This is a genomic window from uncultured Mailhella sp. (assembly GCF_944324615.1).
Lineage (GTDB): Bacteria > Desulfobacterota > Desulfovibrionia > Desulfovibrionales > Desulfovibrionaceae > Mailhella.
Map to the genome: position 1 here is coordinate 1 of NZ_CALUWY010000072.1, position 13,603 is coordinate 13,603.

General features: G+C 55.4%; 10 protein-coding genes and 1 tRNA gene. 8 read left to right on the forward strand and 3 right to left on the reverse strand.

Annotated features, from left to right (window positions below; all coding sequences use genetic code 11):
• Nucleotides 1-709 precede the first annotated feature (709 nt).
• Complete coding sequence (locus Q0K07_RS11480; RefSeq protein ID WP_294559352.1) at nt 710-1,000, reverse strand: hypothetical protein; 291 nt, start codon at nt 998-1,000, stop codon at nt 710-712.
• Nucleotides 1,001-1,977: 977 nt separating this feature from the next.
• On the opposite strand from Q0K07_RS11480, the gene Q0K07_RS11485 reads away from it, so the two are divergent.
• The 7 genes from Q0K07_RS11485 to Q0K07_RS11515 all read left to right on the forward strand — a co-directional run bounded on the left by Q0K07_RS11485 (nt 1,978) and on the right by Q0K07_RS11515 (nt 10,096).
• Nucleotides 1,978-2,853 (forward strand): site-specific integrase, encoded by an 876-nt coding sequence (locus Q0K07_RS11485; RefSeq protein WP_294559354.1) that lies wholly within the window; start codon nt 1,978-1,980, stop codon nt 2,851-2,853.
• On the forward strand, nt 2,850-3,926 hold the full coding sequence (locus Q0K07_RS11490; protein WP_294559356.1) for a glycosyltransferase: 1,077 nt from the start codon (nt 2,850-2,852) through the stop codon (nt 3,924-3,926). Before Q0K07_RS11485 ends, Q0K07_RS11490 begins: the two co-directional genes overlap by 4 nt.
• Before the next feature lie 67 nt (nt 3,927-3,993).
• Nucleotides 3,994-4,773, forward strand: coding sequence for a glucose-1-phosphate cytidylyltransferase (rfbF, locus tag Q0K07_RS11495; RefSeq protein ID WP_294559358.1), 780 nt, complete (start codon nt 3,994-3,996; stop codon nt 4,771-4,773).
• Nucleotides 4,774-4,779: 6 nt separating this feature from the next.
• Nucleotides 4,780-5,679 carry an NAD(P)-dependent oxidoreductase gene (locus Q0K07_RS11500; protein ID WP_294559360.1) on the forward strand — a complete coding sequence of 300 codons (900 nt, stop codon included), beginning with the start codon at nt 4,780-4,782 and terminating at the stop codon, nt 5,677-5,679.
• Complete coding sequence (gene rfbG, locus Q0K07_RS11505) at nt 5,669-6,748, forward strand: CDP-glucose 4,6-dehydratase (protein WP_294559361.1); 1,080 nt, start codon at nt 5,669-5,671, stop codon at nt 6,746-6,748. The genes Q0K07_RS11500 and rfbG overlap by 11 nt, the downstream gene beginning before the upstream one ends.
• Nucleotides 6,738-8,003 (forward strand): FAD-dependent oxidoreductase, encoded by a 1,266-nt coding sequence (locus tag Q0K07_RS11510; protein ID WP_294559363.1) that lies wholly within the window; start codon nt 6,738-6,740, stop codon nt 8,001-8,003. Before rfbG ends, Q0K07_RS11510 begins: the two co-directional genes overlap by 11 nt.
• The gene (locus tag Q0K07_RS11515) at nt 8,000-10,096 is read left to right on the forward strand and encodes an NAD-dependent epimerase/dehydratase family protein (protein WP_294559364.1); all 2,097 of its coding nucleotides are present in this window, start codon (nt 8,000-8,002) and stop codon (nt 10,094-10,096) included. Before Q0K07_RS11510 ends, Q0K07_RS11515 begins: the two co-directional genes overlap by 4 nt.
• 723 nt (nt 10,097-10,819) lie before the next feature.
• Here Q0K07_RS11515 and Q0K07_RS11520 read toward each other — a convergent pair.
• Nucleotides 10,820-11,734: a LysR family transcriptional regulator gene (locus tag Q0K07_RS11520; RefSeq protein WP_294559366.1), complete on the reverse strand. Its 915-nt coding sequence runs from the start codon at nt 11,732-11,734 to the stop codon at nt 10,820-10,822.
• 743 nt (nt 11,735-12,477) lie between these two features.
• Here Q0K07_RS11520 and Q0K07_RS11525 point away from each other — a divergent pair.
• Nucleotides 12,478-13,056: a LysE family transporter gene (locus tag Q0K07_RS11525; protein WP_294559367.1), complete on the forward strand. Its 579-nt coding sequence runs from the start codon at nt 12,478-12,480 to the stop codon at nt 13,054-13,056.
• 223 nt (nt 13,057-13,279) lie between these two features.
• Here the strand turns inward: Q0K07_RS11525 and Q0K07_RS11530 are convergent.
• Nucleotides 13,280-13,362: transfer RNA gene (locus Q0K07_RS11530), tRNA-Ser, on the reverse strand.
• Nucleotides 13,363-13,603 lie beyond the last annotated feature (241 nt).

Genomic DNA, 13,603 nt, shown 5'->3' on the forward strand with positions numbered 1-13,603 from the left:
AGCCGCTCCGCTTTCCCAAAGCGCCATGTTCTTTTCCAGATCCGTTGCAGGGACGGGAAGGCCCATGGCGTCGGCAAGCTCTTTGCCGGGGTTGACAAGCCCCATATCGTATCCGAAAAGCCGCCCCACGGCGTTGACGGGCGAATGTGTCTGAAACAGAGCCCGGGCCTTCCAGCACGTTGCGCGTGCCGAGGATAGGGCCGCGCGTTATCTCGTCCCAGGTCGACGGTTCTTCAGGGGCAGAGCCTGTGCCTTCTGCTCTGGCAGACTCGAACAACGGCAACATGTCCCGCCACCTGTTACCGGCTTTTCATTCTTGCGCCATGTGTCAAGTCCGCGTATGGTGTTCTTGAAAGACGGGTTATTGACAGCAGAAATGGTCCCGCTGCCAATGCTCTTCGAGCGCTCCCCCAAAGTTGGAGTAAAGATGGAGGAAGTCGACCCGCCCTCCCAACAGCCCTTGTCTTTCCAAAGTCTTTCGACTTTGGAGGCTTCAGGATTATACAGCGTTATACTCTTGAAGCCTTTTTTGTAAGAAACTATCGGCATATACCAGGATTCTCCAGCATGAGGATCCCATAACGCCTCTTTTGCAGAAGGATTCACTCCAAAACATTCGGAATAACAACAGTGTCCGGTGAGTTGTAGATTCCTCTATAACCTTCAGCAATATGCTCCGGCGTCCAGCCGTCATGTTCGTTACGCCACGTCAATCCGTGCTTGGTAAAGCTGCCTGCATCGCCTTTGTATTTGGTACTTTCTTCCAGTACAGCCTTTGCTGTTGGACTTTCCAGATTACCGGCAGAACGACCGGCCCATTTTGTCCCCTGATTGCTTGAGTAATAATATCCTCAATGTCTGGACGAATCGCCGCTTCCGCCTCATCCGGCGCAAGGGCCGCAGCACCTGTCCCGCCTGCAAAAAAGCGGCGGCAGGCCCTTGTGAAGAGTGCTAGTCCCGGGTATGTTGGATCCATCGGAAACACCGTCAGCAGAGACACGCTCGCTGCGTATTCCGTGCATGTTCTGTGTATCGGTCAAAGGAGGGAAGGCGGAACCATCCGGTGTTCCCCAGGAACGGCTCTTCATGTTGAGGAGCCTTCTCTTTTTTATCTGTATGATGTACCAAAAAGATCTGCCTTCATCATCAACGACTTTGGACGCGCGCTTGACTCCGTCAAGCTTTTGCCCCAGAATCAATCGTGAGGCTTGGGATGCGCTTCCTTCAGTGGGAGTCTTGAACGCATCTTCGAGCCTCTTTTTATTTTCCACCTCATGCAGATAAAGTCCCTGCCTGCCCGGAAGATGTTCAACGACCACTTCCCCGGCATAATCCGTATCGCCGATACGCACGGGCGCGGATATCACCGACGTGTCGTACCCTCTCCCTTTCCCGTTGCTTTGCCGGTCAAACACCGTTCCTTTTCTGATGATATCCGGCACAGCAGCAAACGCGGCTGACTTTTTCTCCCTCCGCCCGGAGGCCTTCCCTTTCCGGGGCCGTCCGCGGCGGGAACACGCGAAAAAGCCGCCTGACGGACTCGTCGTACAGACAGTTCCCCCCGAAACCGCCTGACCAGGCTCCTTTTCCTCCCGCTGACTTCGAGGGTACACGAAAAGAACGGAAGCTCCCGGGCCCCTTCCGCATCTCATCCCCTGCACCTTCCCTTTTCTCCGCCGCCGGGAACCTTTTCCAGAAAAAAATTTGTTACAGCAAAGCATGCCGCCGGAACAGCGGGCATTCTCCGGGCATAAAAAAGCCGGAAAAACGCCTCATGTTCTGCGCGTTTCTTCCGGCATTCCCTGACGAATTCCGTCATCAGCCAAAAAGTGTACTTTTTGGACACAAAAAAAATCCTACTGTCAGTCGCGTTTTAAGTACCAAACAACGCAAAAAAATGCCAGTAGAAAATAACCGTCCTCCTTTTGGAGAGAGTGTCCAAAAAGTACACCTTTTCGACACCAGAGGCGGCACACCATGACGGAGAAAAAAATCTCCGGCCCCATACCTGACGGACCGGAGTCTTCGTTGTCTTTCGAGCATTTTGCCAGGGAACGCTATCTGCCCTTCGCCCGGGAACACAAACGCAGCTGGAAGACGGACGGACGCTATCTGGAAAGGCATGTACTGCCGTATCTGGGGGCCTCGGCGCTTGCCGACATTTCCGAAGAAACGCTGAAGGACTGGATGACCCGGCTGGAAGCTTCCGGCATGTCGCCCTCCTCCTGCTGCCGCATTTTCTGGCTGGTCAAATACATGCTGAACTGCGCCGTGCGCTGGAGGCTGCTGGAAAGCGACAAGGCCTTCAAACATGCCTCATGTATCAAAGAAGTCCCGCGCCGCCCCGCGCCTCTTTCCATGGAAGACGCCTTGAAGCTTATCCATATTCTGGATGAAAAGCCGGATAACGTGAACATGCAGGCCATACGTCTCATGCTGCTCACCGGAGCCTGCAAATCAGAGATTCTTCATGCCCGGTGGGAAGATGTCGATCTTTCCCGGGGTCTTCTTTCCACCAGCATGACGGTTACCAGACGGCGGCGTCTCATTCCTCTCAACAAGGAGGCCATGACCTTCATCCGCTCCCTGAAAAAGCAAGGCGACTGCCCGTGGCTTTTCCCCTCTTCCCGGGGAAAGCCCCTCTCTTCGCTGCACTATACCTGGAACGCGGTGCGGCGGCAGCTCGGCCGCCCGGAACTGCGCCTCCAGGACCTCCGACACAGTTTCGCCCAATTTCTCATGAACATGGGCATTCAGCAGACGGAACTCCGCACCATCATGGGGCATTACAGGCCCGACACGCTGGCGCTGGTGAAAAAAAATACGGCCGTCAATTCTGCAGGGAACCTATGAAAAACCATACTCCCGTCATTTCCGTCATCATTCCCGTCTACAATGTCGAAAAGTATCTGAGACGCTGTCTGGACAGTGTCCTCAATCAGTCTTTTCACGACATAGAGGTCATCTGCATCGACGACGGCTCCACGGATTCCTCGTTGTCCATCCTTCATGAATATGCCGCCAGAGACGCCCGCGTCCGTATTCTTGAACAGAGCAACCGCGGCGTCTCCGCCGCGCGCAACGCGGGGCTGGACGTTGCAAAAGGAACGTGGATTTCCTTTGTGGACAGCGACGATGAAATCCTGCCCGACATGTACGAAACGCTTTTAGCCCAAGCCGGTGATGAAGACGCCGTATATTTCAGTGCAGAAGAAATCATCATGAACGGAGACCGCCTGACTCCCGTACACTCCGGATATTTCGACGTGACTTCTTCCGGCGTCAAAAGAGTGAACGATGACGAAATTTCCCGTTTCTCCATGGTAGTATGGGACAAGCTTTTCCGTCGTGAAAAAATAGAAAGCATTCATCTTCGTTTTCCCGAAGGCTTGTATTTTGAAGACAACGTCTTCATCATCAATTTCTTTTCCCTGCACCACAAGGTGCGTTTCGTTCAGAAAAAACTCTATCGCTATTTTCGCAGATCCGATTCCATCACAGGGATCGCCCATGCAAAAAAAAGCGGCATGGCTTTTGATTATATCCGCATTCTTGATACCATTCATTCCTTCTGGATGACCTGGAATCTGCTGCCGGAAAAACAGCCTCTGTTTGAACGGTTCTGCATTTTTTATTTCCGTGCTGCCATAAAAATCTGTCAGGACTGGGAACGACCGGGTCTGGTTTATGAACTGGCCCGTTCCATTCATCGCTGGGAGCTGGAACCGGAAAATGCTCTGCTCAAAGATATAAAAAAAGGAATACTGAGCATACGCACAGGCCGATTTCCCGGAAAAGATATTACCATGATAAAGACACTGAGAGGATTTGAAAAAATTCTCTACATCGGGAATTTCAACGACAATCGGGTCGTGTATCTTTTTTCCATGAAAATCGCAAGCTGGAGAAGACCGAAACGCATTTAATAAAAATATGTATTGTCATGATACATATTCCTGTGAAACATATAACCTTTAACACTTTGGAGATATCATGAAAGTAGCTATTCTCGCCGGAGGTTTCGGCACGCGTCTTGGAGAAGAAACGAACATCCGCCCCAAACCCATGGTGGAAATCGGCGGGAAGCCCATTCTCTGGCATATCATGAAAATATACTCCCATTACGGGTACAACGACTTCGTGGTGCTTTGCGGGTACAAGCAGGAGTACATCAAGCAGTATTTCACCAACTACTTCACCAATAATTCGGACGTCACGTTCGACCTGTCCAACGGAGAAGTAAAAGTACATCACAAGCACGTCGAACCCTGGAAAGTGACACTGCTGGACACAGGTTCCGGCACGCTCACCGGCGGGCGCATCAAAAGGGCGCAGGAAATCCTCGGCGATGACACCTTCATGCTCACCTACGGCGACGGCGTTTCCGACGTGAACATCGCCGAACTTGTAGATTTCCACAAGAAAAGCAAACGGATAGCAACGCTCACCGCCGTACAGCCGCAGGGCCGCTTCGGCGTGCTGGACATGGACGAGAGCAGCACCATCCGTTCCTTCCAGGAAAAACCCAAAAACGCCTCTTCCGCCTGGATCAATGCAGGCTTCTTCGTGCTGGAACCGCAGGTGTTCGACTACATCACCGAGGGTGACAAGACCATCTGGGAACGCACGCCTCTCATGGGCCTTGCCCGTGACGGGGAGCTCAAGGCCTACAAGCACGACGGCTTCTGGCACCCCATGGACATGCTGAAAGACAAGATAGAACTCAATGAAATGTGGGATTCCGGCAAGGCGCCGTGGAAGGTATGGGAGTAATGCCCGATGCGTGAGGTGCTGGTTACCGGCCATACCGGATTCATCGGAACGGCGGTCACGGAAGAGCTGCTCTCGCGAGGGTGGCGGGTGACGGGCATTTCCAGAAAAAGCTCGTCCGTCCCGCGCGAAGGGCTGAGGCAGGTGGAACTCGATCTGCTCGACCGCTCCTCGGTGGAAGACTTTTTCAAAAAAAACAGCTTTGAGGCCGTGCTGCATCTTGCCTGGTACATCGGCCCCAAATGCCATGTCCACGACATCAACATGGACTGGCTCGAAGCCTCGCTGCACCTTCTGCGCTGCTTCCAGCAGTCGGGAGGCAGAATATTCCAGGCCAACGGCACTGTTTCGGAGTACGATTTTTCCTTCGGCTACCTTTCGGAGGAAAAAACGCCCCTGAACAACGCCTCGCTGCACGGACAGTGCAAGGCCGCGCTCTATCATACGGCCCAGGCCTTCTGCCGACAGCACGGCATGATCTTCAAGTGGCCGCGCGTGTTCAATCTCTACGGCCCGTGGGAAAGAACGTCACGCCTCATGCCCAGCGTGATTCTTTCCGCCCTGCGCGGAGAAGACATCAGGGTAAGCGACTGCCTGCAGATACAGGACTACCTCCATGTTGCGGACACCGCCGCAGGCATCGTCGACGTGTTTGAAAGCGACGCCGCCGGCGCCGTGAACATCTGTTCCGGCACGCCCGTCAGGCTGCGCTCCATTGTTCAGAGCATCGTCGAACTTACCCGCTTTCAGGGAAAAGTGCTGTGGGGAGCTCTGCCCGGAGCGCTTGAATTCCCGCTCATCGTGGGTTCCAATCAAAAACTCGTCAGTCTCGGCTGGTCCCCCCGCTTCTCTCTGGAAGACGGACTGAAACAAACCATAGAATGGTGGAGAAATCATCATGTATCATGACTGTTATAAAGGAAAAACCGTTCTGGTCACCGGTCATACCGGCTTCAAAGGCTCCTGGCTGTCCATCTGGCTGACCATGATGGGGGCGAAGGTGGTGGGTTATGCGCTCGATCCTTCCTCGGAAAAAGGCAACTTTTCCGCGTGCCGCCTGCATGAGAAACTCTATGCCGACGTGAGGGGCGACGTGCGCGATTTCGACGCCCTGAACGCCGCCGTTGAAACATATCAGCCCGAGTTCATCTTCCATCTGGCGGCACAGGCCCTCGTCCGCACGGCCTATCAGTTCCCGAAGGAAACCTATGAAACAAACCTCATGGGCTCCCTGAACGTTCTGGAATGCGTCCGCCGCAATGCCTGCGTGAAAAACGTCATCATGATCACGTCCGACAAGTGCTATGAAAACGTCGAACAGATCTGGGGCTACAAGGAAACGGATCGCATGGGCGGCTACGACCCGTACTCTTCTTCCAAGGGCTGCGCCGAGCTCATGATTTCCTCATACCGCAAGTCCTATTTCCATCCCGAAAAATATGCGGAACACGGGCGCTGCATCGCCAGCGTGCGTGCAGGCAACGTCATCGGCGGGGGCGACTGGTCCGACAACCGCCTCATCCCCGACTGCATACGTTTCATTGAAGCGGGCAAGGATATAGAAATCCGCAATCCCATAGCCACGCGGCCCTGGGAGCATGTGCTGGAACCTCTTTCCGGCTATCTCCGCCTCGGCGAAAAAATGATGGAAGATCCTGTCCGCTATGCCGACAGTTTCAACTTCGGCCCTCATATTTCCGCCAACAAGACGGTGTTTGAAGTGGTGAGCCGCCTTGTGGACTACTACGGCAGCGGCCGCGTGGTGGACGCTTCCGACCCCGGCGCCGTGCACGAAAACACGCTGCTCAATCTGGACGTCACCAAGGCCTATGTCATGCTGGACTGGGAAGCCCTCTGGGGCTTGCAGGAAGCGGTGGAAAAAACCGTCGACTGGTACAAGCAGGCCCTGCATTCCGACGATATGTACGACTTCTGCGTCAAGCAGATTCTGGAACACGGAGAACACCTTGTCCGATAACATCATTCTCGGCGCCGGCATTGCCGGCATCTCGGCGGGCTATCACGGAAAAAAAGCCGGTACGGAAAGCGTCATCTATGAAAAGGACGGTGACTGGGGCGGACTGTGCGGTAATTTTTCCATCGACGGTTTCCGCTTCGACAGGTTCGTTCACTTCTCCTTTGCTCCCGACGAATCGGATAAAAAGCTCTTTGCCGGAAGCCACGGCATGCACGAGCATGTCCCTTTCCCCAGCAACTACTATCACGGCTGCTGGCTCAGGCATCCGGCACAGAACAACCTTGCGCCGCTCCCCTCCTCCGAGAAGGTGGACATCATCGCCGACTTCATCGCCCGGCCGCAAAAGGCCGCGCAGGACATCGCCCGATACGACGAATGGCTGCGCGTGCAGTACGGCAACTACTTCGCGGAACACTTCCCCTTCGCCTATACCAGAAAATACTGGGGCGTGGAGGCTTCCGAACTGGAAACCAAGTGGGTCGGCGTGAGGATGTACTCCCCCGACATCAGGCAGGTGCTTCAGGGCTCCTACGAGACACAGGATGAGTGCTTCTATTTTGCCAAAAAAATGCTGTATCCCAGAAAAGGCGGCTTCCGCAGCATTCTGAACGTCTGCCGGGAAGGGCTGGACATACGGCTGAACAAAAAGGCCGTCCACATCGACGTGAAGCGGCGCGAGGTGACTTTTGCCGACGGTTCCGGAGCCGGGTACGACAGACTCATCTCCACGCTGCCGCTTCCTGAAATCGTCACCATGCTCGACAACGTGCCGCAGGCCGTACGGGAGGCCGCCTCCGGCCTGCATCATACCTGCGGCTATCAGGTCTCGCTCGGCTTCCGCAGGCCGGATGTGGCGAAATACCTGTGGTTCTACATCTACGATGAAGACATTCCGCCCGCCCGCGTCTATTCGCCGAACCTGAAGTCTCCCGACAACGTTCCCGACGGGTGCAGTTCGCTTCAGGCGGAAGTCTTCTACGACAACCGCTCCGCCGTTCCTCCCGCCGAAGAGGTTCTGGAAAAGACCGTAACATCCATGATCGGCATGGGGCTGTTCGACAAAAAGGACATCGCCGTCTGCGACATACGCTTCGAGCCTTACGCCAACATCACCTTTACACCCGATATTTATGAAAAAAGGGCCGTTGTTCTCCATTACCTTGAAAGCCTCGGCATAAAAAGTATCGGGCGCTTCGGCAAGTGGGACTACAAGTGGACCCATCAGGCCTTTGCCGACGGCAAGGAGATCGCATGAAGAAAGTTCTTGTCACCGGGGCCTCCGGCCTCATCGGTTCCGCCGCCGTTCCCTTCCTGAAGGAGCGCGGCTTCGAGCTTTACGCCCTTTCCACAAGGCGTTCCGGAACTGCCGACGGCGTATGCTGGCTGAAGGCCGATCTGTTCGACCAGAAGGCCGTGGAAGATATTCTCGACAAGGTCAGGCCGGAATTTCTTCTCCATCTTGCGTGGCAGAGTACGGGAAACTTCGACGACAACAGCAACTACGAGTTCCTCACGGCATCGGTGAACCTGCTCAGAGCCTTTGCCGACCATGGCGGAAAACGCGTGGTCATGGCCGGAACCTATGCGGAATACGGATATCATGAAGGCGTGCTGGAAGAATCACGCCCTGCCGAACCCATCAATGCCTACAGCCGCTGCAAGGCCTTCCTGTGTGATGTGGCGCAGGACTTCTGTTCCCGCAACGGCCTATCCTTCAGCTGGGCTCGTATCTTCTCCGTGTACGGCCGGGAAAAAGACCCCCGGCGTCTGACGGCGGACGTGATCAATCACCTGAACCGCAACGAAACCGTGACCATCCGCAGCGGAAGCCTGATCCGGGACTATATTTATGTCAAGGATGCCGGGGCCGCCCTCGCCTGCCTCCTCGACGGCAAAACGGAAGGCATCGTCAATATCTGTACGGGAAAGGGTACGTCCATTCACGACTATGTGATGACCATCGCCCGCGCCATGCACAAGGAAGGCCTTGTGCGTTTTGAGGAACAAAGCAGCAGTCAGCAGGCCGTGGTCGTGGGCGACAGCACACGCCTGAACCTTGAGGCAGGCTTCAGCCCCGCATGGACCATGGAAGACGCCGTGAAGGAAATCATACGGGACAGCGCACCGGAAAAGCCCGCGCCGACCTGCCGCAAAGGCGTGGTGTCCGTGCTTCTGAGCATTTACAACGTCGAGGAATACCTGGAGGAATGCCTCGACAGCCTTCTTCGGCAGAGCTACGCCGATCTTGAAATCGTCTGCGTGGACAACGGCTCCCCCGACGGATGCGCCGCCATCCTCGAACGTTACGCCGCCAAAGACGACCGCATCAAAATTGTTACCGTCACGGAAAACAAGAAACTCTGCGGAGGCCGCAACGCAGGCCTTGATCATGCCACCGGAGAATATATCTGCTTCGTGGACCCCGACGACTGGGTGGAAGAAGATTACATCAAAAGCATGGTCGATGCCATAGAAACAAAAAAAGATCCCGACGGCAACGAATATAATCTTATCGTAAACTACAATTTTAAAAGCTATATTATTAGCAATAAAAATGTAAAAATTCTTGCATGTGGAAAAGAATTTACAGGAGATGTTTCTTTAGATGTTATTAATAAAGATGTAACATTTGATACTGAAATACCAATGTGGGGAAGACTCTACAGAACATCATTTCTGCAAAAATATAATATCCGCTTTCTTGATGGTTTCCAGACGGACAATATTCCCTATGCGCAAAAACTCCTGGCGCACATGGGAAACTTCTACGGCATCAATGAAAAAGAATATTCCCATTCCTGCTACTGGAGGAGAATGCTCTCTGAAGACGGTGCACTGACCGTCACCGTGCTTTATAAAAACATGGAAATTCCCGACTGTCTGGAAAATTTGTATGACTATTTAAAAGAACATCATCTTGAAAATAAATTAAAAGTAATGTTTTTACTTTTTTTTGGAATATGTTTTCCCCGCCATAAGGATATGCCTGGATATTATCTCCGTTTTAAACAGCTTGCCAAAAAAATGGAAAAGGATATCAAGACGCTTGATATCTACAATCAGGATGATATAAATATATGTAATCTTCTTATCTATACGGATAATTTTTTCCAGTTTTGCGATATCTATTTCCATCCAGCTCCGGCATTACACAATCAGTATACCTGTAAATTAAAACTTTTTGGAAAAATAACATGTTACAAAAAAAATATCTTCCATGGAAAAAAAGCATACTATTCTGTATTCGGCATTCCCTTCATAAAAACAAAAGTCCGTTCCGATGGAAGAACAACAGTCTACCTTTTCCACTGTATTCCCCTGTTCTCCATCTCAAGGAAATCGCAATAGAACCTTAGCCGCCCTTTGCTCTTCCGAATGAAGTCTTACAGGCAAGAAAAAGGCGTACAGCACAGTAACGAGAGGATATGCCCTGCGTTCTTCCCGGAGGAAGTATTCAAAAGGCAAAAAAGATGCGTGAGGCTGAGCCTGCAGGCTCGACAAGGTACGACTCATGATTGCGGCACGGGTGAAGCCGGAGGCTCCCCCGGCTCTGACTCATGAAAAAACACGCTGACAACAACGGCAAACTGCATGCAAAAGCCCGGAAGCTTCCGCCTCCGGGCTTTTGCATGACCAGAGGCTTACCGCTTTTCCTGTTTCTGGAACATGACGCCGAGGGCCTCGCGCGGCACGGGTATCTGTGCGGGGCTGAGCCTTCATGCCGGAAGAGAAGGTGCGGGGATGCCGGACAAAACGCCGATGTGTCGGGTGATATGGCCCGTATCGCCGCTGCCGGAAGCGATGATAGGATAATCCGGCTTGTTGCGGTGAGGGGCACGCACACCGCGGAAACGGCGCGGACGCCCCGCCGCCGGACAGAGGCGGAAGGCAGGATTTTCCGCAGTATACGGCGGGCCGTTCACGACCGCCGGGGAACGGAATGCCTTCTGCTGTGCGCGCACGCAAAACGCCGCCGGAACATGTCACGAAAGCCTTTCGCTCTTTCGCGGCGGGGATGTGTGAACGAAGGCTCCGGGCCGCCGGGGAGGGCACACCGGGCAGAACCTGTCTTCAGGCATGCTCCGGAGTTCCCGGGGATGCCTCGTTCACGACCTGTGCAAAAAGATCGCGGAAGCAGCGCAGAGCCGGCCCTTCTTCGCGGTTTCGGTGATGCACGCAGAGAATATCCGCCCCCTTCTCCGCCATGGGCACGGCAATTTCCACAAGCGACCCCCGGGCAATATCCCGCTCCACGGTAAAGCGCGGCAGAAACGAAACGCCCATGCCTTCCGCCACGCAGCGCCGTATGGATTCGATGTTCCAGATTTCCACGGTGCTCGACAGCCGTATGTCCCGCACGCGCAGGTATGCTTCCATCCGTTCCCGGAACACGCTGCGCGGTTCGTTGATGATGAAGGCCACGTCTTTTTCCTGATGGAATGAGGTGAAATCCCTGAGACTGTCCGGCATGGAAGGCGCGGCCACCAGCACCCCTTCCGCCCGACCCAGCCTTTCCAGAGAAAGGCTGCTCGTATGCCCGCCCACATCGTAGTACAGCCCCATATCGTACTCGCCGGAAAGCACGCCGTTGCGGATGTCGTGGCAGTTGGCGCAATGCAGTTCCAGCCGCACACGGGGAGCCTTCTTCGTGAAACGGCCCAGCATACGGGGCACAAGGCAGGAAAGCAGCGATTCCGCCACGCCTATGCGCGCCTCTCCCGCAGGTTCCACACCTTCGCCGCCGTACTGCAATATGTTCCGCATCCCCGAAAGCACGGCTTCCAGATGCGGCAGAATATCCTTCCCTGCACGGCTGAGCACCATGCGCCTGCCCACACGCTCGAAAAGCCGCAGGGAAAGCTCGTTTTCCAACCGCCGCACCTGAAAGGTCACGGTGGACTGCGAACAGTGAAGGCGCTGCGCGGCCTTCTGATAGCTTCCCTCGGCAAGAATGGCCTGCACCACGCTGAGACTGCGTATATCCATGACTCCGACTCCTTATTCCCCACCATCCGGGACGCCCGGCATCCGGCACCATTCTGCCCGCCCGGAAGCAACATTCTCCGTCATACTCCGACAGGTCCGATGTCCGCCGCCTCTTCCGCAGGGGAAAGGCGGAAATCCCCGTGCCCTGCAGAACGTTCTTCCCGCAGGGAACATCCCCACAGAACCCGCATTTCCCGAAGGCCCGCCAAGGCCGCCTTTATGTTCCGCCCCCGGATAAGGCCGACGGGGACCTCATGCCGCACGGATGCGCCGCCCTCACGGCCTGCCCGGAACCCCACCGTCCCCTGCGGCGGACACGGTTCTTCCCGGGACTTCCGGGAATCTGTTCTCCGGCGCCTGTTGCGCGCCCTGAATGCAGCCCCGGCAGATTTTCCGCCGCATTCCGCAAAAAGCAGAAGCCGCCGACACGGCCCTTTTCCGGGAACCGGTCACGCACGCCTCTGTACCGGATGCGCTTTTGCACGAACGCGCTCCCCTGTTGCCGTCTGCGCCAGCTGTTTCATCGATAAAATAAAACTTTATTATCTATACTATTCGCTTTTCCGATATCAGTTTTTACCCTATGGTCGGAACTGCGGCAAGACCCGTCCGTTTTCCGGCGGCCCCTCCTGTGGAAAAGCAACGAAGGGAATTTCCGGCAGCACGAAAAAACGTCCGTCGGCATGGGCCTTTCCACGCTTTACGCCCTGCCTTCGTGCGCCCCGACTTCAAGGAGAAGTGTCATGCCCCTTCTGCCCGCCTTTCTGGCCTTTACCTTCATCACCGCCTTCACCCCCGGCCCCAACAACATTCTTGCCCTGAGCACGGGCGTGCGCAAAGGCTTCCGGGGCGCTCTGCCGGTGATTCTCGGCATCTGCGCCGGATTTCTGTGCGTGATGCTGCTGTGCGGGCTGCTGGTGTTTTCCCTCTCCGCCCTCTCTCCCGCATTCATGACCGCCATGAAGTACGCAGGATGCCTCTATATCGTCTGGCTGGCATGGCATATGGTTGCCTCGAAGGACAGCAAAAATGCGGAAAACTCCGGCGCGGACTTCATGACCGGCTGTATCCTGCAGTTCGTCAACGTCAAAATCATGATCTACGGCATGACCGCCTTCTCGGGCTTCATCTTCCCCTGGCACCGCTCCCCCGCCACCCTTCTCGCCGGTATGGCCGTGCTCACCCTCATCGGGGCCGCAGGCGTCGTCACCTGGGCGCTTGCCGGGGCCGTGCTTCAGCGCTTCTTCCGCAACCATGCCGCCCTCATGAACGCCGTCATGGCCCTTCTGCTCCTTGCCTGCCTCATTCCCATGCTGCGCTGATCCTGCCGCCGGGGCCCCGGAGCGTTGAACGATGCTTTGTCCTTCGCAGATCAGGGCCGGACACGGCGTTGAAAAAAGCCCGCTCTCGCAACCGAACGCAGAATGACGCGTTGCACGGCGGCCTTTCTTTGCAAAACGGAACAGCGCCGGGACCGAAGCTGCCCCCCCTCCGCATGGACAAAACGCCCCTGCGGCAATCTGTCGCAGGAGCCTTGTGTTTCTGTGGCGGAAGGAGAAGGATGTGAACCCCCGGAGGGCCTCAACGGTTTTCAAGCCCGCCGCATCCAGCCGCTCTGCCTACCTTACCTTGCAGGGCTGTTCGTCGGCGCCGGCCCGTCTTTCAGGACACGCTGTACGGGCACTCGGGCCTGCACGTCCCGGGCCTTGCTTACGCCGCAGGTGAATCGCGGCCGCCCTCCCCCGGAGCACAAAAAAGCCCCTGCGGCAATCATACCGCAGGAGCCTTGTGTTTCTGTGGCGGAACTCGTGCCCTACACGCCGCCCTACCGCTCCAACGGTTTTCAAGCCCGCCGCATGCAGCCGCTCT

Coding starts and splice junctions, on each gene's coding strand:
- Q0K07_RS11485 (WP_294559354.1), top strand. CDS start 1,978: ATGACGGAGAAAAAAATCTCCGGCCCCATACCTGACGGACCGGAGTCT.
- Q0K07_RS11490 (WP_294559356.1), top strand. CDS start 2,850: ATGAAAAACCATACTCCCGTCATTTCCGTCATCATTCCCGTCTACAAT.
- rfbF (WP_294559358.1), top strand. CDS start 3,994: ATGAAAGTAGCTATTCTCGCCGGAGGTTTCGGCACGCGTCTTGGAGAA.
- Q0K07_RS11500 (WP_294559360.1), top strand. CDS start 4,780: ATGCGTGAGGTGCTGGTTACCGGCCATACCGGATTCATCGGAACGGCG.
- rfbG (WP_294559361.1), top strand. CDS start 5,669: ATGTATCATGACTGTTATAAAGGAAAAACCGTTCTGGTCACCGGTCAT.
- Q0K07_RS11515 (WP_294559364.1), top strand. CDS start 8,000: ATGAAGAAAGTTCTTGTCACCGGGGCCTCCGGCCTCATCGGTTCCGCC.
- Q0K07_RS11520 (WP_294559366.1), bottom strand. CDS start 11,734: ATGGATATACGCAGTCTCAGCGTGGTGCAGGCCATTCTTGCCGAGGGA.
- Q0K07_RS11525 (WP_294559367.1), top strand. CDS start 12,478: ATGCCCCTTCTGCCCGCCTTTCTGGCCTTTACCTTCATCACCGCCTTC.